Source organism: Campylobacter insulaenigrae NCTC 12927 (assembly GCF_000816185.1).
In the GTDB taxonomy this organism is placed as follows: domain Bacteria; phylum Campylobacterota; class Campylobacteria; order Campylobacterales; family Campylobacteraceae; genus Campylobacter_D; species Campylobacter_D insulaenigrae.
The window spans coordinates 1098162-1121975 of the sequence record NZ_CP007770.1 but is presented as its reverse complement, the minus strand read 5'-3'; the positions used below and the strand labels follow the sequence as shown (position 1 = coordinate 1121975).

The 23814-nt window shown below is 28.5% G+C and carries 21 protein-coding genes and 1 tRNA gene; 17 read left to right on the top strand and 5 right to left on the bottom strand.

The window, feature by feature from the left end:
• Positions 1–2 precede the first annotated feature (2 nt).
• The 3 genes from CINS_RS05800 to CINS_RS05790 all read right to left on the bottom strand — a co-directional run bounded on the left by CINS_RS05800 (position 3) and on the right by CINS_RS05790 (position 898).
• On the bottom strand, positions 3–437 hold the full coding sequence (locus tag CINS_RS05800; protein ID WP_039650647.1) for a hypothetical protein: 435 nt from the start codon (positions 435–437) through the stop codon (positions 3–5).
• A gap of 18 nt (positions 438–455) precedes the next feature.
• Positions 456–541, bottom strand: a tRNA-Leu gene (locus CINS_RS05795).
• Positions 542–574: 33 nt separating this feature from the next.
• Positions 575–898, bottom strand: a complete 324-nt coding sequence (locus CINS_RS05790) for a F0F1 ATP synthase subunit C (protein ID WP_039650646.1) — start codon at positions 896–898, stop codon at positions 575–577.
• A 198-nt stretch (positions 899–1096) separates the two neighbouring features.
• Between CINS_RS05790 and CINS_RS05785 the strand changes: the two genes are divergently transcribed.
• The 5 genes from CINS_RS05785 to pckA all read left to right on the top strand — a co-directional run bounded on the left by CINS_RS05785 (position 1097) and on the right by pckA (position 8576).
• On the top strand, positions 1097–2449 hold the full coding sequence (locus tag CINS_RS05785; RefSeq protein ID WP_039650645.1) for a sodium-dependent transporter: 1353 nt from the start codon (positions 1097–1099) through the stop codon (positions 2447–2449).
• Positions 2450–2459: 10 nt separating this feature from the next.
• On the top strand, positions 2460–3797 hold the full coding sequence (locus CINS_RS05780) for a sodium-dependent transporter (RefSeq protein ID WP_039650644.1): 1338 nt from the start codon (positions 2460–2462) through the stop codon (positions 3795–3797).
• 10 nt (positions 3798–3807) lie between these two features.
• Positions 3808–5142 (top strand): sodium-dependent transporter, encoded by a 1335-nt coding sequence (locus CINS_RS05775; RefSeq protein WP_039650643.1) that lies wholly within the window; start codon positions 3808–3810, stop codon positions 5140–5142.
• Between the two features lie 62 nt (positions 5143–5204).
• Positions 5205–6992 carry a pyruvate carboxylase subunit B gene (locus CINS_RS05770; RefSeq protein WP_039650640.1) on the top strand — a complete coding sequence of 596 codons (1788 nt, stop codon included), beginning with the start codon at positions 5205–5207 and terminating at the stop codon, positions 6990–6992.
• 9 nt (positions 6993–7001) lie between these two features.
• Complete coding sequence (gene pckA, locus CINS_RS05765) at positions 7002–8576, top strand: phosphoenolpyruvate carboxykinase (ATP) (RefSeq protein WP_039650637.1); 1575 nt, start codon at positions 7002–7004, stop codon at positions 8574–8576.
• A 20-nt stretch (positions 8577–8596) separates the two neighbouring features.
• On the opposite strand, the gene CINS_RS05760 is transcribed toward pckA, so the two are convergent.
• Positions 8597–8962, bottom strand: coding sequence for a histidine triad nucleotide-binding protein (locus CINS_RS05760; protein ID WP_039650636.1), 366 nt, complete (start codon positions 8960–8962; stop codon positions 8597–8599).
• A gap of 85 nt (positions 8963–9047) precedes the next feature.
• Between CINS_RS05760 and pheS the strand changes: the two genes are divergently transcribed.
• The 8 genes from pheS to efp all read left to right on the top strand — a co-directional run bounded on the left by pheS (position 9048) and on the right by efp (position 18886).
• On the top strand, positions 9048–10043 hold the full coding sequence (pheS, locus tag CINS_RS05755) for a phenylalanine--tRNA ligase subunit alpha (RefSeq protein WP_052251982.1): 996 nt from the start codon (positions 9048–9050) through the stop codon (positions 10041–10043).
• Positions 10040–12370, top strand: a complete 2331-nt coding sequence (pheT, locus tag CINS_RS05750; protein WP_039650634.1) for a phenylalanine--tRNA ligase subunit beta — start codon at positions 10040–10042, stop codon at positions 12368–12370. Before pheS ends, pheT begins: the two co-directional genes overlap by 4 nt.
• The gene (gene aroA, locus CINS_RS05745) at positions 12367–13644 is read left to right on the top strand and encodes a 3-phosphoshikimate 1-carboxyvinyltransferase (RefSeq protein WP_039650631.1); all 1278 of its coding nucleotides are present in this window, start codon (positions 12367–12369) and stop codon (positions 13642–13644) included. Before pheT ends, aroA begins: the two co-directional genes overlap by 4 nt.
• Positions 13634–14461 (top strand): 4-hydroxy-3-methylbut-2-enyl diphosphate reductase, encoded by an 828-nt coding sequence (locus tag CINS_RS05740; protein ID WP_039650629.1) that lies wholly within the window; start codon positions 13634–13636, stop codon positions 14459–14461. Before aroA ends, CINS_RS05740 begins: the two co-directional genes overlap by 11 nt.
• 67 nt (positions 14462–14528) lie before the next feature.
• Entirely contained in the window at positions 14529–16193 is a 1665-nt protein-coding gene (locus CINS_RS05735) for a 30S ribosomal protein S1 (protein ID WP_039650628.1), read from the top strand.
• A 6-nt stretch (positions 16194–16199) separates the two neighbouring features.
• On the top strand, positions 16200–16679 hold the full coding sequence (locus CINS_RS05730; protein ID WP_039650626.1) for a hypothetical protein: 480 nt from the start codon (positions 16200–16202) through the stop codon (positions 16677–16679).
• Positions 16676–18256 carry an alpha-ketoglutarate reductase / D-3-phosphoglycerate dehydrogenase gene (locus CINS_RS05725; protein WP_039650625.1) on the top strand — a complete coding sequence of 527 codons (1581 nt, stop codon included), beginning with the start codon at positions 16676–16678 and terminating at the stop codon, positions 18254–18256. Before CINS_RS05730 ends, CINS_RS05725 begins: the two co-directional genes overlap by 4 nt.
• 60 nt (positions 18257–18316) lie before the next feature.
• On the top strand, positions 18317–18886 hold the full coding sequence (gene efp, locus CINS_RS05720) for an elongation factor P (RefSeq protein WP_039650624.1): 570 nt from the start codon (positions 18317–18319) through the stop codon (positions 18884–18886).
• 22 nt (positions 18887–18908) lie between these two features.
• Here efp and uvrB read toward each other — a convergent pair whose 3' ends face one another.
• Positions 18909–20882 (bottom strand): excinuclease ABC subunit UvrB, encoded by a 1974-nt coding sequence (gene uvrB / locus CINS_RS05715; protein ID WP_039650623.1) that lies wholly within the window; start codon positions 20880–20882, stop codon positions 18909–18911.
• A 121-nt stretch (positions 20883–21003) separates the two neighbouring features.
• Between uvrB and CINS_RS05710 the strand changes: the two genes are divergently transcribed.
• The 4 genes from CINS_RS05710 to CINS_RS05695 are packed head-to-tail and all read left to right on the top strand — an operon-like array spanning position 21004 to position 23782.
• On the top strand, positions 21004–21234 hold the full coding sequence (locus CINS_RS05710) for a hypothetical protein (RefSeq protein ID WP_039650622.1): 231 nt from the start codon (positions 21004–21006) through the stop codon (positions 21232–21234).
• Positions 21224–21475, top strand: coding sequence for a hypothetical protein (locus tag CINS_RS05705; protein ID WP_039650620.1), 252 nt, complete (start codon positions 21224–21226; stop codon positions 21473–21475). The genes CINS_RS05710 and CINS_RS05705 overlap by 11 nt, the downstream gene beginning before the upstream one ends.
• Positions 21465–21938 (top strand): type II secretion system protein, encoded by a 474-nt coding sequence (locus tag CINS_RS05700; protein ID WP_039650619.1) that lies wholly within the window; start codon positions 21465–21467, stop codon positions 21936–21938. Before CINS_RS05705 ends, CINS_RS05700 begins: the two co-directional genes overlap by 11 nt.
• On the top strand, positions 21935–23782 hold the full coding sequence (locus tag CINS_RS05695; RefSeq protein WP_039650615.1) for a primosomal protein N': 1848 nt from the start codon (positions 21935–21937) through the stop codon (positions 23780–23782). Before CINS_RS05700 ends, CINS_RS05695 begins: the two co-directional genes overlap by 4 nt.
• Positions 23783–23814 lie beyond the last annotated feature (32 nt).

Below are 23814 nucleotides of genomic sequence, written 5' to 3'. Positions count from 1 at the left end.
AATTATTCTTTTTGTAGTTCATTAAATTTATTCATCAAATACATTCTTAATTCATCGCTTAACTTTTCTCCATCTTGGATGAAATCTATAAGTAAATTTTCTAATTCTTTTAAAAATAAAAAAAGTTCATTTTGCCATATGGTATCGCTTTTATTGCTCAAATTCATTGTTTGTATATGATTTAATTTTCTACTCATATTGCTTAAATTTTCTAAAAAATACTCTTTGTCGGTATTATTTTTAAGTTCAATTTCGCTATTTAATAGTTGAGTTTTTAATAATCTTATTTTTTCATTAATCAAGTCACAAAATTCAGGATAAATATTTGTTTTTATGGGTTCTAATAGTGATTTTTTATCTAAATTTAATGTGTATTTTTTTACAGAGTATATAAGAACTAAAAATGCTATAGCACTAACAAGAAGATAGAAAGTCATTTTAAAATCCTAACATTATGGTGCGGTTAGCGAGATTTGAACTCGCACACGCTGAGCGCACCACCCCCTCAAGATGGCGTGTCTACCAATTCCACCATAACCGCATAAACCTTCTACAATAGAAGGTATTAATTTTTTTAAGCTGCCACTAACGCTTGAAATGGATTAGCATAAAGAGCAATCAATGCTATAACAAGTGCATAAATTACTTGAGCTTCTATCATTGCTAAAGCAATAAACATAGTAGTCATTAATTTACCGCCAAGACCAGGATTTCTAGCTGTTCCTGCTATAGTAGCTGCTGCTGTATTTCCCATTCCTATAGCTCCACCTAAAGCTGCAACACCAAGGCCAAGACCTGCTGCTAAAACAGAAAATGATGCTAACCATTGATTCATACTTCCTTCTGCTGCAAACGCAAAACCACTTAGAGCTAGCATTAAAAATATAATCTTTTTCATAATTTTTCCTTAAATTAGTGATTTAATAATTAAAATTCTTTCGGCTTGCGTATCCCTACTCGTAATTTTAAAGCATTGATTTTATAAAAAAATAACTTTAAAAATATTGAAATTTTAATAAATTAAACTCCATTTTAAAATAAATTAAAGTTTTTTTAGCTAAATTAAACCCTTTATAATTGTAATTAGGGTGTTTTTATGAATGAAAAGTTTTCTAAGATAGGATTTGTTTTAGCGGTTGCAGGATCAGCTGTTGGACTTGGAAATGCGTGGAAATTTCCAACTTTAGTAGGTAATAATGGCGGGTCAGCTTTTGTGATCGTATATTTACTTTTAACTTTAGGTGTTGGTTTTATAATATTTCTAGCTGAACTTAGCATAGGAAAGCTAAGTGAGAAAGATCCTGTAAATGCTTATTATACTTTGGCGCCAAAAAATAAACGATTATGGTCTCTTGTGGGATTTTCTATGATAGGTGCAATTTTAATAGTTTCTTTTTATAGTGTGATTATAGGTTGGATTGTTAAGTATATTTATTTTGGATTTTTTCCTTTGCCAAAGAGTATAGATGAAAGTGCAGCAAGTTTTGGAAATTTACTTTCAAATGATGTTATATCACAATTTGTGTGTTTTACATTTGTATTTGTAGTAATTTTTTATGTAGTATCAAAAGGAGTAAAAAGTGGTATAGAAAAACTAAATGTCTGGATGATGCCAAGTTTATTTATATTACTTATCTTAATGCTTGGATATTCTTTTAGTATGGAAGGATTTTCTAAAGCTAGTGACTTTTTGTTTTCTCCTGATTTTTCAAAGTTGGGAGTTGGCTCGTTTTTAAGCGCTTTAGGACTTGCATGTTTTTCTTTGTCAATTGGAGTTGGTTCTATTATCACTTATTCAGCAAGTTTGCCTGATAAAACTAATTTTATAAGTAGCACTATTAATATCATATTTATCAATGTCATTATAGGTATTATGATGGGTTTGATTGTTTTTACTTTTGTTTTTGAATTTAATGGAGATCCAGCTCAACAAGGACCAGGATTAATTTTTGTTTCCTTAATGAATTTATTTTCAAATATCAATCCGATAGGTTTTTTACCTTTGGGTAATGTTTTAGCTGTAGTCTTTTTTATAGCTTTGTTTTTTGCGGGCATAACTTCAGCAATCTCAATGATAGAACCACTAACTTTTTATTTGATTAACTCTTATAATTTTTCTCGTAAAAAGGCTTTAGTATTGATTGCTTTTGTGGTATATTTTTTAGGAAGTTTATGTATTTTATCAAGTATTGAGTGGAGTAAAGATTCTTTAGAATTTTTTGGAAAAAGTTTTTTTGATATACTTGATTTTGTTGCTTCAAATTTAATGATGCCTTTGGGGGGATTATTTGGTGCTATTTTTGTTGGGTTTGTTTTGAAAAAAGAAGTATTAAAAACATTATTTAATCCTTATATGAGGGGAATATTTTTTGAAATATGGTATTTCTTTTTAAGATTTATCTCTCCTTTAGCTGTGATTTTAATCATGGCAAAACAAATTTTTTTCTAGGATTTAGCATATGAATGATAAATTTTCTAAGATAGGATTTGTTTTAGCGGTTGCAGGATCAGCTGTTGGACTTGGAAATGCGTGGAAATTTCCAACTTTAGTGGGACAAAATGGCGGATCAGCTTTTGTACTTTTATATTTGATTTTAACTTTAGGTGTTGGTTTTATAATATTTCTAGCTGAACTTAGCATAGGAAAGCTAAGTGAGAAAGATCCTGTAAATGCTTATTATACTTTGGCGCCAAAAAATAAACGATTATGGTCTCTTGCTGGTTTTTTTATGTTAGGAGCTATAATTTTAGTTTCTTTTTATAGTGTTGTTATAGGTTGGATTGTTAAGTACGCGTATTTAGGATTTTTTGAACTCCCGCATAATACTAGTGAGGCAGGTGTAGTTTTTGGAAATTTACTTTCAAATGATGTTATATCACAATTTGTGTGTTTTACATTTGTATTTGTAGTAATTTTTTATGTAGTATCAAAAGGAGTAAAAAGTGGTATAGAAAAACTAAATGTCTGGATGATGCCAAGTTTATTTATATTACTTATCTTAATGCTTGGATATTCTTTTAGTATGGAAGGATTTTCTAAAGCTAGTGACTTTTTGTTTTCTCCTGATTTTTCAAAGTTAAGTGTAAATTCTATATTAGATGCTTTAGGTTTAGCATTTTTTAGCATGTCTTTGGGCGTGTGTGTTATTTTGACTTATGCAGCAAGTTTACCTGATAAAACTAATTTTATAAGTAGTGCGCTAAACATTATTATTATAAATACTATCATAGGTATTATGATGGGCTTGATTGTTTTTACTTTTATTTTTGAATTCGGTGCTGATCCTACACAACAAGGACCAGGGTTGATTTTCATTTCATTAACAACCTTATTTGCAAAATTAGGATATTTGGGTAATGTTTTAGCTGTAGTCTTTTTTATAGCTTTGTTTTTTGCGGGCATAACTTCAGCAATCTCAATGATAGAACCTTTTACTTTTTATCTTATAAATCGTTACCATATTTCAAGAAAGAAAGCTTTAGCTTTTGTTGGGGTTATAGTATATTTTTTGGGAAGTTTGTCAATATTATCTTTTTATGATTTGAGTGCTGATAGCTTGAAATTTTTTGGAAAAAGTTTTTTTGACATTTTAGATTTTTTTATACAAAATCTTTTGATGCCTATTTCAGCTTTGATTACCGCATTTTTTGTTGGGTTTGTTTTGAAAAAAGAAGTATTAAAAACATTATTTAATCCTTATATGAGGGGAATATTTTTTGAAATATGGTATTTCTTTTTAAGATTTATCTCTCCTTTAGCTGTGATTTTAATCATGGCAAAACAAATTTTTTTCTAGGAGTTAGCATATGAATGATAAATTTTCTAAGATAGGATTTGTCTTAGCGGTCGCAGGTGGAGCTATAGGACTTGGAAATGCGTGGAAATTTCCAACTTTAGTAGGGCAAAATGGTGGTTTTGCTTTTGTACTTTTGTATCTAGTTTTAACTATTAGTGTTGGATTTTGTGTTTTTTTAGCAGAAATAGCTATGGGTAAATTAAGTCATAAAGATCCTGTAAATGCTTATAAAACTTTAGCTTTAAAATATTCTCAAAAATGGAAATTTGCAGGATTCTTTATGCTAGGTGGAATTTTTGTTTTATCCTTCTATTTAGTAATTATGGGTTGGGTTTTAAAATATATGGTTACATCGATTTATTATCTGCCAAGTAACACTCAAGAAGCTGGAGCTTTATTTGGAAATTTGGTAGAAAATAGCGTTGTAGAAAGTAGCATGTATTTTTTAATTGCTTTTGTTCTTACTTTATTTATAGTATCAAAAGGAGTTAAAAGTGGAATAGAAAAACTTAATGTTTGGATTATGCCAAGTTTATTTATCATGCTTATTTTGATGCTTGGATATTGTTTTTTTCAAGATGGATTTAGCCAAGCTTTCTCTTATCTTTTTTACCCTGATTTTTCTAAATTAAATTTAAATTCTATCCTTACAGCTTTAGGGCTTGCATTTTTTACTTTATGTTTAGGTATAGGGTGTATCACAACTTATGCAGCGTCTTTAAAAGATGACACGAATGTAATCACCAGCTCTTTAGTTATAGTATTATTAAATATTTGTATAGGTCTTATGATGGGACTTATAGTTTTTACTTTTATATTTAAGTTTAATGCCAATCCAGCAGAAGGCGCAGGTCTTGTATTTATATCTTTAACTACTTTATTTTCAAATTTGGAAAATTATTTTGGAAATTTTCTAGCTTTTTATTTTTTTCTAGCTTTGTTTTTTGCAGGCATAACTTCAGCAGTTTCGATGATAGAACCTTTTACTTTTTATCTTATTAACGAATATAAAATTTCTAGAGTAAAAGCCTTAGTTTTTATAGGTTTTATAGTATTTATTTTAGGTATAAGTTGTATTTTGTCCTTTAGTGGAGCATATAAAGAATATTTTAGCTTTTTTGGATTAAGTTTTTTTGATATTCTGGATAAATTAACTTCAAATTTTATGTTGCCATTAGGGGCTTTAGCTAGTGCTATATTTGTAGGTTTTTTTATGAGTAAAGAAAAAATTTATCAACTTTTTTCTCAATTTATGGGAAATAAAACATTTGAAATTTGGTATTTTTTGCTTAGATTTGTTGCTCCATTGGCTATTATTATTATTATGTTAAATCAAATTTTATAAATTTTATTTTTTTAAGAAAGTTAGAGTTATAATTATTTTTGATACAACATTAAGGAAAAGAAATGGCTAAAAAATTCATAGATGTAATGGATACAACTTTTAGAGATGGATTTCAATCTGTTTATGGTGCTAGAGTTTTGATGCAAGATTTTTTTCCTGCTTTGGAGGCAGCTAAGGAAGCGGGGATTACTCATTTTGAATTTGGCGGAGGAGCAAGATTTCAGAGTTTATTTTTCTATTTAAATGAAAATGCCTTTGAAATGATGGATAAATTTAGATCAATTGTAGGTCATGAAACAAATCTACAAACCTTAGCTAGGGGTGTTAATACTGTTACATTAGATACTGGTAGTAGAGAGATTATAGATTTACATGCAAAAATGTTTGCAAAACATGGTACAACTACAATAAGAAATTTTGATGCATTAAATGATGTGAATAATTTAAAATTTAGTGGGGAGTGTATAGTTAAATATGGTGTAAAACATGAAATTACCATTACTTTAATGGATTTACCTCCACAATGTACAGGAGCTCATGATGTGGCTTTTTATGAAAAAATCTTAAAAGAAATTCTACAAGCTCAAATTCCTTTTGATAGTATTTGTTTTAAAGATGCAAGTGGAACTTCAAATCCAAATAAAATTTATGAAGTCATTAAAATGGCAAGGCGGAATTTGCCTCAGAGTATGCATATAAGATTGCATACTCATGAAACGGCTGGAGTAAGTGTTGCTTGCTATATGGCAGCTTTAGAAGCAGGTGTAGATGGTATAGATTTGGCTGCATCACCTGTGAGTGGCGGGACTTCACAGCCTGATATTTTAACCATGACTCATGTTTTAAAGGGGAAAGAATTTGATTTTGGCTTAGATAGTGAGAAAATTTTAAAATATGAAGAAGTTTTAAAAGAATGTCTAAAAGACTACTTTTTGCCTCCTGAAGCGACTTCTGTTAACCCTTTAATTCCTTTCTCTCCTATGCCAGGTGGAGCTTTAACTGCAAATACTCAAATGATGAGAGATAATAATATTTTAGATAAATTTCCTGCTGTAATTAAAGCAATGCAAGAAGTGGTAGAAAAAGGTGGATATGGTACTTCGGTAACACCAGTTTCACAATTTTATTTTCAGCAAGCTTTCAATAATGTAATGTTTGGATCTTGGAATAAAATTGCAGAAGGCTATGGGAAAATGGTTTTAGGATATTTTGGAAAAACTCCTGTTGCTCCAGATAAAAAAGTAGTTGAATTAGCTAGTAAGCAATTAAAACTAGATCCTACTACTAAATGTGCGATTGATATTGCTGATGCAGATGAAACAAAAAGTTTAGCATATGCAAAAGCTTTATTAGAGAAAGAAAATTTAGAGCTTAGCGAAGAAAATATTTTTATAGTTGCAGCTTGTAAAGACAAAGGATTAAGCTTTTTAAAAGGTGAAGCTAAAATTCAAGTAAGAAAAAATGAAAAAATAAAGTCAGTTGATTCTAGTGATAATAATCAATTTACAGTTTCTGTGAATGGAAACAAATATCACGTAGAAGTTAATAGTGGATTTGACAAAGATGTTAATATAAAAAATGCTGTTAAGATAAAAAATGATATGATTAATACAGAAACTAAGCAATCAGTTAATAATACTGATGCTATAGTAGCAAGTATGAATGCTAATGTTTTTAAAATTATGGCTAATGCGGGAGATAAAGTTAAGGAAGGTCAGGTTGTGGTTATACTTGAAGCTATGAAAATGGAAATTGAAATTAATGCACCTAAGGATGGAGAAGTTCTTGAAGTTCTTGTAAGTACCGGTGATAGTGTCAATGAGGGACAAATTTTAATGAGCTATAGATAAGGAGATAGAATGAAAGGTTTAGAGAATTTAGGTTTAAAAAATATAGGACAAGTTTTTCATAATCTTAGTTATGATGAACTTTTAAAACATGAAATTCAGAATAAAGAAGGGAAATGTACAAATAATGGAACTTTCAGTGTAGATACAGGAATTTTTACAGGAAGAAGTCCAAAAGACAAGTATTTTGTAAAACAAGATCCTTCTCAAAAATATATAGCTTGGGGAAAAATTAATCAGCCAATTAATGAAGAATTGTTCGAAAAACTTTTAGAAAAAGCAAAGGTACAATTGAGTGATTGTGATATTTATATACAAGATGCTTATTGCGGTGCTTCTTTAAAAAGTCGTAAAGCTATACGTTTTGTGACTCAAATTGCTTGGCAAGCACATTTTGTAAAAAATATGTTTATTCGTCCTGATGAAAAAGATTTAGATGATTTTGAGCCTGATTTTGTGGTATATAATGCATGCAAATGCGTTAATGAAGATTATAAAAAAGATGAGCTGAATTCAGAGGTATTTGTTATTTTTAATATAGAGAAAAATATAGCAGTAATTGGTGGAACATGGTATGGTGGTGAAATGAAAAAAGGAATTTTTTCTATGATGAATTATTGGCTTCCACTTGAAAATAAATTTCCTATGCATTGTAGTGCTAATGTGGGAGAAAAAGGTGATGTTGCGCTTTTCTTTGGACTTAGTGGTACTGGAAAAACTACTCTTTCAACAGATCCAAAAAGAAAATTAATAGGTGATGATGAACACGGTTGGGATGATGAGGGAGTATTTAATTTTGAAGGAGGTTGTTATGCAAAATGTATCAACCTTGACCCTAATAGCGAACCAGAAATTTATGGCGCTATTAAACAAAATGCACTTTTAGAAAATGTTGTTTTAAGACCAGATTTAAGTGTAGATTTTAATGATGGCTCAAAAACTGAAAACACTAGAGTTTCTTACCCTATTGAGCATATTTTAAATCATGAAAAAAGCCTATGTGCTACACATCCAAGTAATATTATATTTTTGTCTGCGGATGCTTTTGGAGTATTACCTCCTGTTAGTAAACTTAGCAAAGAGCAAGCAATGTACTATTTTTTAAGTGGCTATACAGCAAAAGTTGCAGGTACTGAAAGAGGTATTACTGAACCAGTAGCTACTTTCTCAGCTTGCTTTGGCGAGGTATTTTTGCCACTTCATCCTACTGTATATGCAAAACTTTTGGGTGAAAAAATCACTAAACACAATGTTAATGTTTATTTAGTAAACACAGGCTGGAGCGGTGGTGCTTATGGTGTTGGACAAAGAATGAGTATTAAAGCAACTAGAGCTTGTATTAATGCTATTTTAGATGGTAGTATTTTAAAATGTGATTTTGAAAACTATGATTTATTTAATCTTGCAGTACCAAAAGCATTAGAAGGCGTTGAAAGTAATTTGCTAAATCCTATTAATACTTGGAAAGATAAAAAAGCTTATGAGGAAACTAAAGTTAAACTTGCAAAAATGTTTATAGAAAATTTTAAACGTTATGAAGATGTTAAAGAGGGTGTTGAATTTAAATTAGCAGGTCCAGTATTCTAAAAAAGAGTTTTAACTCTTTTTTAGAATAATGATTCTGGATTAACTTGATTGTCTTTATTCTTTGGAAGTTCAAATCCACCTAACATATGAAAATGTAGATGAAATACTTCTTGCCCACTATTTTTTCCACAATTTGTTATTAATCTATATCCACTTTTATCAAGTCCTAATAATACTGCTAATTCTTGCATAAATTTTGTCATATCACACATTATTTCAGGATTTAATTCTTGAAAATTTGCAAAATGTTCTTTTGGAATAATCAAAATATGTATAGGTGCTTTAGGATTGATATCGTGAAATGCTAGAAATTTTTCACTTTCTAAGACTTTGTTAGCTGGAACTTTTCCTTCGACTATAAGTTCAAAAATAGTTTTTTCTCTCATTATTTATCCTTTTTTAGTTTGATTTTTTGCTAAGTTTAAATAATTTTACATTAGAATATTTTTAAAAAATTATTTGGAGCAAAAATTGCAAGAAAATATAATATTACAAATTAATTCTGCAAATACTTTAGTGGAGCTTGAAAACGTAAGAATTGGTGTTTTGGGAAAAAAAGGAATTTTGACCCTAGAATTTGCTAAATTAAGAAATTTAAAAGATGAGGAAAAAAAAGAATTTGCTGATAATCTAAATAAAATAAGAGATGAATTTAATCAAATATATCAATCAAAACTTAAAGAATTAGAAAAAGAAGCTTTAAATGAAAAGATGAAACAAGAAGTACAAGATTTTAGTTTTTTTGATGAAAATTCAAATTCAGGTGCTTTACATCCAATCGCTTTTACTATGGATAAGATTATAGAATATTTTAGTGCTTTGAATTTCAGTATAGAAAAAGGACCATTGATAGAGGATGATTTTCATAATTTTGAAGCCTTAAATTTACCGCAAAATCATCCAGCTAGAGATATGCAAGATACTTTTTATTTTGAAGATAAAACTTTACTAAGATCACAAACTTCTCCAGTGCAAATTAGAACTATGCTTGCACAAAAACCTCCTATTAGAATGATAGCACCAGGTGCAGTTTTTAGAAGAGATTTTGATATTACACACACTCCTATGTTTCATCAAGTAGAAGGACTTGTGGTTGAAGAGGGTAATAAAATTAATTTTGCAAATTTAAAAGATATGTTGGAAAATTTCTTAAAACATATGTTTGGTGATGTGAAAGTGCGTTTTAGACCGAGTTTTTTCCCTTTTACAGAGCCTTCAGCCGAGGTTGATATTTCTTGTGTATTTTGTAAGGGTTGTGGTTGTAGAGTTTGTAAGCAAACTGGATGGTTAGAAGTTTTAGGTTGTGGAGTTGTTGATCCTAATGTTTATAATTTTGTTGGCTATAAAGATGTTAGTGGTTATGCTTTTGGTTTAGGTGTAGAGCGTTTTGCCATGTTGTTACATAAAATTCCTGATTTGCGCTCTATGTTTGAAGGAGATTTGAGATTATTGGAGCAATTTAGATGATTATTAGTAAAAATTGGTTAAGTGAATGGATTGATTTAAGTGATATTTCCACGCAAACTATTGTTAATACTTTAAATTCTATAGGTTTAGAAGTTGATAATTTTAAAAGTGTTAAAGCTCCAGATAAAGTAGTGATAGGAAAAATTTTAGAAAAAACAAAACACGAAAATTCAGATAAATTAAATATTTGTAAAGTTGATGTTGGAAATGAAGTTTTACAGATTGTATGTGGAGCTAAAAATGTCGAAGAAGAACAATTTGTAGCAGTTTCTTTGATTGGTGCTTTATTGCCTAATGGTATTGAAATAAAACCAGCAAAACTAAGAGGCGTAGAATCTATGGGTATGATATGCTCATCTAGTGAATTGGGTTTTGGAAAAAGCAATGAAGGTATTATGATTTTAGATGAAAGCATAGGGGAATTAGTTCTTGGCAAGGCTCTTAATGAATATGAATTATTTAATGATGAAATTATTGAGATAGATCTTACGCCAAATCGTGGTGATTGCTTAAGCTTGTATGGTGTTGCAAGGGATTTAAGTGCAGCATTAGATTTGAATTTAAAAGAAATAAATGTCTTAAAAGATAATGAAAATAGTGTAGGTATTGGAAGGATTTTAAGTATTAAAAATAATACCAAGCTAGATGGATTATTTACATATAAAGCTTTAGAAATTAAAGAAAAATTTAAACTTAATATAGTGATACAAATTCGTCTAGCATTGGTACAAAAATATAAAAATAGTCCTATTGAAAACCTTTTATCTTATAGTACTCATGCTACTGGTGTCATTCTTAATGCGTATGATTTTCATAAACTTTGCAAAGAATGCCAAGTGGATGAAAAAGTTGTTTTAGAAATAAAAGTTCAAGAGCATGGAGAATATGGAATTTATTATAACGATAAATTAATTTCTTTAGCTGGAATTGAACAAAAAGATGAATTTAAAATTAATGATGATAGTAAAATTATTGTTATTGAAGCAAGCTATATACACCCAAATATTGTTGCGAATGCTTTAGCATATTATAAAAACAAAAACGATATGAATTATCATACTTTAAGAGGTAGTGAGCCAAAACTTTCTTTAGGTATTGATTATTTATCAAATGAATGCTTAAAAATAGAAAATATTAGTATTTTTTCAGGCATTCAACAAGTATTTTGCGACATAGAAGAAAAGATCATAGGAATATTTACAAGTGATATTGATAAAATTATTGGCATGCCAATAGATAGAAATATATTAGTTAAAATTTTGAAAAAATTGGGTTTTGAAATTTCTGCAATTAATGAAGAACAAATTAATGTAAAAATTCCTTTACATCGAAGCGATATAGCTAACATTGCTGATATTAGTGAAGAAATTTTAAGAATTATAGGTATTGATAATATTCCTTCAAGAGCTTTGGAATTTAAGGAAAAAAATCGCTTAAATAAAATTTATTTTGACTATCAAGATCTTAAGAATTTAAGATTAAAGGCTAGTCATAATGGATACTTTGAAAGTATACATTATGTTTTAGATAATGAAGAAGAATTAAATTTTCTAGGCTTTAAATGTATAAAAAATAAATTAATTAATCCTATAACAAGCGAACTTAATACCTTAAGAAGCACTTTGATTAATCATCTTTTAAAAGCAGTAAGTTTTAATCTCAAAAATTCTAGAAAAAAGATTAAACTTTTTGAATGCGGAAGTGTTTTTGATGAGTATTCTGTTGAGCATTCCAAATTTGCTATGGTTTATTGTGGTTTTAAAGAAGAAGCAAAAATTTCAAATAAGGCAAAACCAGCTGCAATTGATTTTTATACCTTTTTAGCTGAAATAAAAAGTGTTATAGGTGATTTTACTATGCAAAAATCTAATCATTGTTTTTTAAGTCCATATGAGCAAGCTAATGTTTATAAAAATGGTAAATGTATAGGTTTTGTTGGAAGAATGCATTTGAGTATTGAAAATAAGAGAGATTTAATAAAGACTTATGTGTGTGAATTTGATGTAGAAAATTTAAAGCAAGAATTTAAGATTGTTAAAAATTATTCTAAATTTCCTTCTATGAGTAGAGATTTAAGTATTTTAATTCCTAAAGGATTTGAATACGATAAAATCAAAAAAGCTATTATTAAATTAGATATAAATATTTTAGAAAGCTTTAAAGTAGTAGATCTATATACTGATGAATCTTTAGGAGATTTTTATAGTCTAACGATTAATTTTGTATTTAGAGATTTTGAAAAGACTCTAGAAGATAGTATTGTGATAGAGCAGACTAATATAATTTTGCAAACTTTAAATGAAGAATTTGGATTAAATTTAAGATGAGAATTTTTCCCATCTCTTCTTTTGTGGCAACATTTGAAGATATAGCATCTGATAAATCTATATCTCATCGTTGTGCAATTTTTTCTTTATTTACAAATGGTACATGTAAAATAAAAAATTATCTTAATGCACAAGATACATTAAATACTTTAAAAATTATCACTTCGTTGGGTGCTGAAGTTAAAAATGATAAAAATTGTATTTATATTACTCCACCGATAAAAATTCAATCTCCTAATAAGGTGTTAGATTGTGGAAATTCTGGTACTTCAATGAGGCTTTTGATAGGATTTTTGAGTTCTATTGAGAATGAATTTTTTGTCTTAAGTGGTGATAAGTATCTAAATGCTAGACCAATGAGAAGAATATGTAAACCATTACAGGATATTGACGCTAAAATTTATGGGAGAAATGATGCTAATTTAGCTCCAATTTGTATCCAAGGAGTTAAAATTAATAAATTTGATTATAAAAGCAATATAGCATCTGCTCAAGTAAAAACAGCAATGATTTTAGCTGCTTTAAATGCAAAGGATAAATGTTATTTTGAAGAAATAGAGCTTTCAAGAGATCATAGTGAAATAATGCTTGCTAAAATGGGTGCAGATATTCAAATACTAAATAATAAAATTCAAATATCACCTTTAAAAGATAAACTTAAGCCTTTTGAAATTTACGTGCCCAATGATCCATCATCAGCTTTTTATTTTGCATTAGCTGCTTGTATTTTACCTAATTCTAAGGTTGTTTTAAAAAACATTGTATTGAATAAAACGCGTATAGAAGCTTTTAAAATTTTAGAAAAAATGGGTGCTAAAATTTCTTATATTCAAACTAGTGATGATTATGAGAGTGTGGGAGATATATATGTTGAAAGTTCTTGTTTAAATGGTGTTATTGTAAATGAAAAGATAGCTTGGCTTATAGATGAAATTCCTGCACTTGCTATAGCTTTTGCGTGTGCAAACGGTAAGAGTATTGTGAAAAATGCTAAAGAGCTTCGCGTAAAAGAAAGCGATAGAATTAAAGCCATCGTTATAAATTTGCAAAAATGTGGAGTAAAAATAAAAGAATTAGATGATGGTTTTGAAATTGAAGGTGGCGTATCTAATGGTGCTCAAATAGAAAGTTTTGGTGATCATCGCATAGCAATGTCTTTTTTAATTTTAGGATTAAAATATGGAATGGAAGTGGATGATTGTGATTGTATTCAAACTTCTTTTCCAAATTTTATAGATATGTTAAAACAAATGGGGGCAAAATTTGGAAATTGAATTGGCAAATAGTTATGGATTTTGTTTTGGAGTAAAAAGAGCAATTAAAAAAGCAGAACAGATTAAAGATGCAGCTACCATAGGACCATTGATCCACAATAATGAAGAAATTACTCGTTTATGGAAGAATTATAATGTAAAAACCTTACACGATATCAATGAGTTAAAAGATGAAGGGAAAGCTATTATTCGTACCCATGGTATTACTAAACAAGATTTAGCAGAGTTAAAGAAAAAAAATATAGAAATTTTTGATGCAACTTGTCCTTTTGTTACCAAACCTCAAAAAATTTGTGAGCAAATGAGTAATGAAGGTTATGAAATTGTTATTTTTGGAGATGAAAATCATCCTGAGGTAAAAGGTGTAAAAAGTTATGTAAGCACTAAAGCTTATGTGATACTTGATGAAAAAGAGTTGATTGATGTAAAATTACCTTCTAAAATAGCTGTAATTTCGCAGACTACTAAAAAGGTTGAAAAATTTATGGAAATAGTAAATTTTTTAATGCTTAAAATCAAAGAAGTAAGAGTTTTTAATACAATCTGTGACGCAACTTTTAAGAATCAAGAAGCCATTAATGAACTTGCTAAAAAAAGTGACGTGATGATTATAGTTGGAGGTAAAAATTCAGCCAATACTAAACAATTGTTTTTGATAGCTAAAAATTATTGCGAGGATAGTTATTTAATAGAAAACGAAAAAGAAATTCAAAAAGAATGGTTTAAAAACAAAAAACATTGCGGAATAAGTGCTGGTGCTTCAACACCGGATTGGGTTATAAATTTGGTACTTGAAAAAATAAAGGAATATGCTTAAAATTAATTAAGTTTAAAGAAAACAATATTATAATCTACAATTCAAAAATTTAAAATAAAGGACCACGATGAGCGAGGTGAACAAAAAAGTTCAAAATAGACTAGAAGATATAGTCATAGAAGAAGATTTTGAGCAAATGCTTGAGGAATCTTTTAAATTTAATGAAACAGCGGCTACGCAAGGTGTTATTGTTGAAATCAAAGGCAGTGAAGTATTTGTTAATATTGGGCAAAAATCTGAAGGTATTTTAGACTTAGAAGAAATTCAAAATAATGAAGGTGAATTGATTTTTAAAGAAGGTGATACTTTAGAGGTTGCTGTGATAGGTTCTCGTGGTGGTAGATCTTTGCTTTCTCACAAGAAGGCTTTAAGAAAACAAAAAGTAAAAGAATTTATAGAAAATTACAAGGAAAATGATAATATTTTTGACGTAAAAATTATTGGCAAAAATAAAGGAGGCTTTGTAGCTGTTGATGACAATGGCGTTGAATTTTTTCTTCCAAGATCTCAAAGTAATTTTAAAGATAATAATGTTATCAATAAAACTTTTAAAGTAAAAATTATTAAAATTGATACAGAAGCCCAAAGTATCGTTGTTTCAAGAAAAAAAATTGTAGATGAAGAAAGAAGAAAGCGTAAAGAGATTATTTCTAATGTAATTAATCAAGATGAAATTATCGAAGGTATAGTTAAAAAAATTACGACTTATGGAATGTTTGTAGATGTAGGCGGAGTTGACGGGTTGGTTCACTATAGCGAAATTTCTTATAAAGGACCTGTAAATCCTAATTCTTTGTATAACGAAGGCGATAAAGTTCCAGTAAAAGTTATAAAATATGATAAAGAAAAAAAACATCTTTCTTTATCAATTAAATTAGCTATGCCAGATCCTTGGGACGAAATTAAAGATGGTTTAGAGCTCGGTGATACTATTAAAGTTACTGTATCTAATATAGAACCATATGGCGCATTTGTAGATTTAGGTAATGATATAGAAGGATTTTTACATATAAGTGAAATTTCATGGGATAAAAATGCCAAAAATCCAAAAGATTATATCAGTGAAGGTCAAGAGCTTGATGTAGAAGTTATTGAAATAAACGCAAAAGAAAGAAGACTCAGAGTATCTTTAAAAAATTTACTTGCAAAGCCTTTTGATGAGTTTTTGAAAAAATATAAAGTTGGCGATGTGGTTAAAGGAAGCGTTACTTCTGTAACTAATTTTGGTGCTTTTATAAAGATTGCAAATATGGAAGGTCTATTACATAATGAAGATGCTTCTTGGGATAGAAATGATAAGTGCAAGGATTTATATAAGATTGGTGATGAGTTAGAAGTTAAAATTATCAAATTAGATAAAGAAAGTCAAAAAATTTCTTTAAGCGTGAAAGAATTGCAAAAGAGTCCTGTTCAAACATACGCTCAAAATCATCATATAAATGAAATTATTGTGGGTAAAATTCGTGATATTAAAGATTTTGGATTGTTTGTGGAATTGGATGAAGGTGTAGATGCTTTAATTCACAAAGAAGATTTGGGTAATATTGATCTTTCTAGCTTAAAAATAGGTGAAAATATAGAAGCTTTAATCGTTTTTATTGATGAAAAGAAAAATAGAATTCGTTTAAGTGTTAGAAGTCTTGCTAAGATGAAAGAAAGAGAAGCATTAAATGAAATCAATGATAACGATAAGGTTACTTTAGGTGATATTATAAAAGATAAACTTTCATAATAGTAGATGAAAAAATATGCTCTTTATGGTATTCTAAGCTTTTTAAGTTTAATTTTATTAATCGCTTTTATTTTTATGGTGAAATATGTAAATATAAAAGATTTACATATTTCTCAGAATGTAAAATATTCTTTTGATGATATCAAAAGAGAAATTCCTCAAACTTGGCAAGATAAGTTTTCAAATCTTAAAATAAATGATTATTATCCAGCTGCAAATGAATTTTATATGAGTTTTAATATGGATGACTCTGCGGCAAAACCGAAACAAAAATTCTACATTCTTGATGTAAATAAAAATGATGTATATTCTATGTTTTGTTTAAAACAGACATTGCAAGCTTTTTTAATTAAGTATACTTTAATTCAGAGTAAAAACGAAGTAGTAATTTATCTTGATACTGATAATAAGCAAGTGTTAAAAAATTTAATTGAACGATTAAAATTTTACGATATAAATGCAAATTTAAAGGAGGCATGGTTATGAAAAAAATTATAGTTTGTGATGCAATATTAGACAAAGGGGTTGATCTTTTAAAAAATGCTGATGATATCGAGCTTATAGAAGCTTCTCATTTATCTAAAGAAGTACTTTTGACAAAACTTGCTGATGTTGATGTTGCAATTACTAGAAGTTCTACTGATGTTGATTTAAAGTTTTTAAATGCTTGTAAAAATTTAAAAGCTTTGGTAAGAGCTGGTGTAGGCGTTGATAATGTTGATATTGATGAATGTTCTAAAAAAGGTATTATAGTGATGAACGTGCCAACAGCAAATACCATTGCTGCTGTTGAGTTAACAATGAATCACTTACTTTGTTCTGCTAGATCTTTTGTAAATGCTCATAATTTTTTAAAAATTCAAAGAAAATGGGAAAGAGAATTGTGGTACGGTGTGGAGCTTATGAATAAAACTTTAGGTGTAATAGGTTTTGGTAATATAGGCTCAAGGGTGGCAGTTCGTGCTAAGGCATTTGGTATGAAAGTAATTGCATTTGATCCTTATGTTGCAGCTTCAAAAATGAAGGAATTAGGAATAGAATGTGTAGATTCATTAGATGAAATTTTAGTTCAAAGTGATTTTATAACAATTCATACACCAAAAACAAAAGAAACAACAAATATGATTTCTTATGAAGAAATTAATAAAATGAAAGATGGCGTTAGACTTATAAATTGTGCTAGAGGAGGGCTTTATAATGAGCAAGCTCTATGCGATGGTCTAAAAAACAATAAAATAGCATGGCTTGGTATTGATGTTTTTGATAAAGAACCAGCAACTAATCATCCGTTTTTAGATTTTGAAAATATTTCAGTTACTTCACACTTAGGTGCTAATACCTTAGAAAGTCAAGAAAATATATCTATACAAGCATGTGAACAAGCTTTAAATGCGGCAAGAGGTATATCTTATCCGAATGCTTTAAATTTACCAATTAAAACAGAAGATCTACCTAATTTCGTAGCTCCATATATAGAATTAATTTCTAAAATGGGATTTTTGGCAGCTCAGCTTGATAAAAATCCAATCAAAGCTATTAAATTAGAAAGCGAAGGTGATATCAGTGATTACAATGAGTCTTTATTAACTTTTGCAGTTGTAAGCGTTTTAAGAGGAATTTTGGGTGAAAAAATTAATTATATAAATGCAAAATTTGTCGCTCAAGATAAAGGTATAGAACTTTCTCATGATGTTTTACCAAGAAGTGGATATAGCAATAAAATTTCAATAAAAGTTATTACAGATAATTCAAGTCTTTCTATAGCTGGAACTATTTTTGGTGATAGCGAGCAAAGAATAGTTGAATTAAATGGCTTCGATATAGACTTTAAGCCTAAAGGAAAAATGATTATTTTAAATAATAACGATATTCCTGGGGTTATTGCAAATGTTAGTGGAATTTTGGCTCATAATAATGTAAACATAGCAGATTTTAGACTTGGAAGAAATGGGTTTGGTAAAGCTTTAGCGGTAATTTTGTTGGATGAAAAAATTTCAAAAACTATACTTGCGGAGCTAAGAGCAATAGATGCTTGTATTTTTGCAGAATATGCAGAGATTTAAAGTTTTTTATAAAGCTTAATTGATACAATGTAATTTGAAATTAAAATTTAAGGAAAATATATGGCTTCTTATGGAATGGGAGATTTGAAAAAAGGTTTAAAAATAGAGATTGATGGTGTTCCTTTTAAAATAGTGGAGTACCAACACGTAAAACCAGGTAAAGGTCCTGCTTTTGTACGTATTAAAATCAAATCTTTTATTGATGGTAAAGTTTTAGAAAAGACTTTTCATGCAGGAGATAAATGTGAATCTCCAAATTTAGAAGAAAAACAAATGCAATATTTATATGATGATGGCGAAAATTGTCAATTTATGGATACTCAAACTTATGAGCAAGTTGCTATTAGTGATGAAGATGTAGGAGAGGCTAAAAAATGGATGCTTGATGGAACTATGGTTGATGTGTTGTTTCATAATGGTAAAGCAATTGGTGTTGAAGTGCCACAAGTAATGGAGCTTAAAATTGTAGAAACTGCACCTAATTTTAAAGGAGATACTCAAGGATCAAATAAAAAACCAGCAACGCTAGAAACTGGTGCGGTAGTACAAATTCCTTTTCACGTCTTAGAAGGTGAAATAATTCGTGTTGATACTGTCCGTGGTGAGTACATTGAAAGAGCAAATAAATAATTACCCTTTATTTTAGGGTAATTTATAAAGTTCTTAATTTATTGATTTCATCTCTAAGCATAGCAGCTTTTTCAAATTCAAGCTCTTTAGCTGCTTTTAACATTTGATTTCTTAGATCTTTTATTATTTTTGCACGTTCTTTGGCAGGCATTTTTTCAACTTCTTTGCTTTTGCGGTAAATTTCTGCTTGATCGATTTCTTGTTTTAAGCTTTTTTCAATATCTCTTTTTACTGAAGTTGGTGTGATATTGTGTTTTTTGTTATAAGATTCTTGTAAAATTCTTCTTTGATTGGTAGTTTCAATAGCTTCTTGCATAGATTTTGTGATTTTTTTACAAAAAAGCAACACTCTACCATTTATATTTCTTGCAGCTCTACCCATAGTCTGAATCAATGCTGTTGTGCTTCTTAAAAAACCTTCTTTATCGGCATCCATAATGGCTATAAGAGAAACTTCTGGTAAATCAAGTCCTTCTCTTAAAAGATTAATTCCGATTAAAATATCAAAAAAACCATTTCTTAAATCACGAATAATCTCATTTCTTTCAATCGCATCTATTTCTGAATGCATATATTTAACTTTTAAACCAAGTTCAAGATAATATTTGCTTAGATCTTCTGCCATTTTTTTAGTTAAAACAGTTACCAATACTCTTTCGTTGCGTTTTATTACCTTTTTGGCTTCATCAAATAAAATTTCTACTTGATTATCGCTATCTTTAAGTTCTATAATAGGATCTAATAAGCCAGTAGGTCGCATAATTTGATGAAAAATTTTATTCTTACTAAGTTCTAATTCAAGAGGTGCAGGAGTAGCTGAAACAAATAAAAATTTGCAATTTTTATTAATAAATTCATCAAACATTAAAGGTCGATTATCTAAAGCGCTAGGTAAGCGAAAACCATAATCAACTAAAACTTGTTTTCTACTACGATCTCCTGCAAACATACCTTTAAATTGTGGCAAAGAAACATGGCTTTCGTCTACAATAACTAGAAAATCTTTATTTTTAATAGCAAAATAATCAAATAAAGTATAAGGAGTGTCACCACTTTTAAGTCCTGTAAGATGTAATGCATAATTTTCTACCCCTTTGCACATACCAGTACTTTGAAGCATTTCAATATCAAATTCAACTCTTTGTTTTAATCTTTGAGCTTCTACGAGTTTATTTTCATTTTCAAAATAAGCTAGACGTTCGTTAAGTTCATTTTTGATGCCATTAATAGCCTCTTTAAGTCTAAGTTCTCCTACGCTGAATTGACTTGTTGGATAAAGTATGAATTTATTTAAATTCTTGCCTTTTTTATTTTCAAACACATCATAATGATACATAACTTCTAATTCATCTCCAAAAAATTCAAGTCTAATAGCTTCGTCTTCATAGTATGCTGGATAAATATCGATTATATCCCCATTTACACGAAAATCAGCTCTATCAAAAAAATTATCGTTGCGTTTATATCCCATATCTACGAGTTTTTTTAATAATTGCTTTTGTGAAATTTGCATATTTAATTCCAAAATCAAAACCATGCCAATATATTCACTAGGATTACCCAAGCCGTAATTTGCTGAAACACTTGCAATACAAATTACATCATCATAGCTTAAAAGTGAGGCACTAGCACTCAATCTTAGTCTTTCTAGATCTTCATTAGTAGAGCTATCTTTTTCTATAAAAATGTCTGTTCTTGGTATGTAGGCTTCTGGTTGATAATAATCATAATAACTTATAAAATATTCCACATGATTTTGAGAGAAAAAGCCTTTAAATTCACTATAAAGTTGAGCACATAAACTTTTATTGTGAGACATTATTAAAGTTGGCATATTTAGTTGTTTAATTATATTTGCCATAGTAAATGTTTTACCACTTCCTGTAACACCAAGTAAAGTTTGATATTTATTACCTTCTTTAATGCTTTTAACAATACCATCTATAGCTTGTTTTTGATCAGGACTAGGAGTGTAATTGCTTGTAAGATTAAACATAAAATTTCCTATGATTATTTTTTGTGAATTTTACACAAAAATTTTTGTAAAATTAAATTTTTTTTTGTTACAATTGAGTATTTAAAAGACTCTTATAATTAAAATCAAAAAAGGCAGAAAAATGTATGATGAAAAAATTATTAACACTATGACAGATAAGGTAAATGAGCTAATTGAAAAATATAATGAAGTGTGTGAGATAAATGAAAATTTAAGAAATGAATTAGTTAGTGTAAAAGCACAGAATGAAGCAAAAAGCAATCAAATTGCACGTTTAGAAGAAGAATTAAAATCGCGTAATGCTCAAAGTGAAGATATTTTCAAAAAAATAGAGGCAGTTCTTGGCAAATAACAATCAAAGAAAAGTTACAATCAATGTCTATGCTAAAGATTTTGTTGTAACTTGCAGTAATGAATTTGCTAATCATCTTGAAGATGAAGTAGCTTTGATTTCTGGAGGTACAGGAAAGATAGAGCTTGCAAATTTTATTAATGCTTTTGTAAAACTTAGCTATGAAAATTATATTATCAAAAAAGAGTTAAATAAACTTGTAGTTACTATAGATAAAGAAATTAAAAACAATGCAATTTAAGAGAGCTTTCACTATGATAGAGCTTGTTTTTTGTATGATTATTATTGCAATACTCTCGATGGTAGCATATCCTTACTTTTCCTTTACTAAAACAGATGCAAAGATTGTTAAATTAAAAAGTGAAGTGGAATTTATTAATGCATCTTTAGCCATGCTTAAAAATCAATTTGTATTTAGTCCGTCAAAATTTCCTAAAATATTAGATGAATCTTTAATCAATAAAGAAAATCAAAAACTCTTTTATTGTTCTTACAACCAAATTCAAAATTGCAATAATGGAAATTGTTGCTCTTATAGTATATTTGAAAAAGCAATAATATCAAACAAATTTTCATGGATGAAAATTGGAAATAATCAGTATAGATATTTTATTAATGCAAAAAAATATATTGATTTTTCATATGATAATCAAAAAGTTTTTTTAGAATGTGTAAGTTCAAATTGTAAGGATTATGGAATTTGAAATATTATGAGCTTGCTATTAAAGGATATTATCTTGATACATTAATTTTTGAAAGTCAAGAATATATAGAACCTTTAAGTGAAGTAGTAGTGGATGTAGCTAGAAAAAAAAACCTTAAAGCTATAGTGTTAAAAGAGTGTCCAAAGCCAGAATTTAAAACACAAATAATTAAAGAAAAAACTTATAATAAAATCACAAATTTTCAATATGAACTTGCTAAATTTATTGCTTATTATTATGCAAGTAAGATTTCTTTTGTTTTAGGGATGTTTGAGAGCATAGGTACTTGTATTTTAGAAAAATCGTTATATGTAGAAAATACTCCAAAATTAAATATCGAACAAAAAAAAGCATTAAATTTTATTAAAGAACACAAAATTTCTTTGTTGTTTGGTGATACAGGTTGTGGAAAAACTGAGATTTATATTTCACTAATCAAAGAATATTTAGAACAAGGAAAACAAGTTTTACTCTTGATGCCAGAAATTGCATTAACTCCGCAAATGCAAAAAAGATTAAAAATCTATTTTAACGAATATTTTTTTTTGTGGCACTCTAAAATTTCAAAAAAGAAAAAACAAGATTATCTACAAAATTTGCAAAATTCTAGCGCCCTTTTGGTAGCTGGTGCAAGATCGGCTTTATTTTTACCTTTTGAGAATTTAGGACTTATTATTGTAGATGAAGAACATGATAATTCTTACAAAGCAAATAACAATCCAAGACTTAATGCGCGAGATTTAGCTTTATTTTTAGCAAATAAAAAAGATATTAAAATACTTTTAGGATCAGCAACTCCTAGTGTAACAAGTTTTTATAAGCATCCTGTATATAGACTTAAAGGAACATTTTTTGAAAGTCAAAAAGAAATTTTATATGACGAGAGTGAGGATATTATTTCATCTAAATTACTTTTAGAACTAAGAAATACCTTAAAAGAAAAAAAACAAGCAATAATTTTTTTACCTATAAGGGCTAATTTTAGACAAATTTTATGTAAAAATTGCGGTATTACTATAAAGTGTCCATTTTGTTCTGTAGCTTTGAGTATGCATAAAAAAAAGAATATTCTTAAATGTCATTATTGTAATTTTATTAAAGAAATTGATAAAAAATGTCCAAGTTGCGATACTATTATGCTTGAGGCAAAAAAGATGGGAACTGCAGAGCTTTGTGAACGCTTAGAAAAAGAATTTAGCGAATATAATATTGTGATAAAAAAATTTGATAGCGATGAAATTAGTAGTATAAAAAAACTTGATAACATTTTAAAAGATTTTAATGATCAAAAAATAGATATCTTAGTCGGTACTTCAATGCTCGCTAAAGGTCACGATTATCATAGTGTAAGTTTGAGTGTTGTTTTAGGTTTAGATGAATATTTATTTAGGCCTAATTTTAAAGCTTTAGAAGAAACTTTATCTTTGGCTATACAAGTTGCAGGAAGAGCTGGTAGAAAAGGTTTTGGTAGAGTTTTATTACAAACTAAAAATAGAATTTTTTTTGAAAAATATTTACAAAATTATGATGCTTTTTTAGAAGATGAATTAAACACAAGAAAAAATCTTTATCCACCATATATAAGACTTTTGAGATTGATTATTGAGGATGAAGATAGAGATAAAGCTAATGTAATATGTGAATATTTAACTAATTATTGTAGGAATTTTAAGCAAGTTGAAGTCATAGGAAGTGGAAACTGTGCAATTGAGATTTTAAATAAAAAATGGCGTTTTAATGTATTATTGCGTAGTAAATTCTATCATGAACTCGTTAAAATAGAACATTTTGCTTTAAATTTTAAGAATGTAATTTGTGATATTGATCCTATAGAATTTAATTAATTTTAAAATTTTTAAAGTCAAAAAATTATAAA

Coding starts and splice junctions, on each gene's coding strand:
- CINS_RS05800 (WP_039650647.1), bottom strand. CDS start 437: ATGACTTTCTATCTTCTTGTTAGTGCTATAGCATTTTTAGTTCTTATA.
- CINS_RS05790 (WP_039650646.1), bottom strand. CDS start 898: ATGAAAAAGATTATATTTTTAATGCTAGCTCTAAGTGGTTTTGCGTTT.
- CINS_RS05785 (WP_039650645.1), top strand. CDS start 1,097: ATGAATGAAAAGTTTTCTAAGATAGGATTTGTTTTAGCGGTTGCAGGA.
- CINS_RS05780 (WP_039650644.1), top strand. CDS start 2,460: ATGAATGATAAATTTTCTAAGATAGGATTTGTTTTAGCGGTTGCAGGA.
- CINS_RS05775 (WP_039650643.1), top strand. CDS start 3,808: ATGAATGATAAATTTTCTAAGATAGGATTTGTCTTAGCGGTCGCAGGT.
- CINS_RS05770 (WP_039650640.1), top strand. CDS start 5,205: ATGGCTAAAAAATTCATAGATGTAATGGATACAACTTTTAGAGATGGA.
- pckA (WP_039650637.1), top strand. CDS start 7,002: ATGAAAGGTTTAGAGAATTTAGGTTTAAAAAATATAGGACAAGTTTTT.
- CINS_RS05760 (WP_039650636.1), bottom strand. CDS start 8,962: ATGAGAGAAAAAACTATTTTTGAACTTATAGTCGAAGGAAAAGTTCCA.
- pheT (WP_039650634.1), top strand. CDS start 10,040: ATGATTATTAGTAAAAATTGGTTAAGTGAATGGATTGATTTAAGTGAT.
- aroA (WP_039650631.1), top strand. CDS start 12,367: ATGAGAATTTTTCCCATCTCTTCTTTTGTGGCAACATTTGAAGATATA.
- CINS_RS05735 (WP_039650628.1), top strand. CDS start 14,529: ATGAGCGAGGTGAACAAAAAAGTTCAAAATAGACTAGAAGATATAGTC.
- CINS_RS05730 (WP_039650626.1), top strand. CDS start 16,200: ATGAAAAAATATGCTCTTTATGGTATTCTAAGCTTTTTAAGTTTAATT.
- CINS_RS05725 (WP_039650625.1), top strand. CDS start 16,676: ATGAAAAAAATTATAGTTTGTGATGCAATATTAGACAAAGGGGTTGAT.
- efp (WP_039650624.1), top strand. CDS start 18,317: ATGGCTTCTTATGGAATGGGAGATTTGAAAAAAGGTTTAAAAATAGAG.
- uvrB (WP_039650623.1), bottom strand. CDS start 20,882: ATGTTTAATCTTACAAGCAATTACACTCCTAGTCCTGATCAAAAACAA.
- CINS_RS05710 (WP_039650622.1), top strand. CDS start 21,004: ATGTATGATGAAAAAATTATTAACACTATGACAGATAAGGTAAATGAG.
- CINS_RS05700 (WP_039650619.1), top strand. CDS start 21,465: ATGCAATTTAAGAGAGCTTTCACTATGATAGAGCTTGTTTTTTGTATG.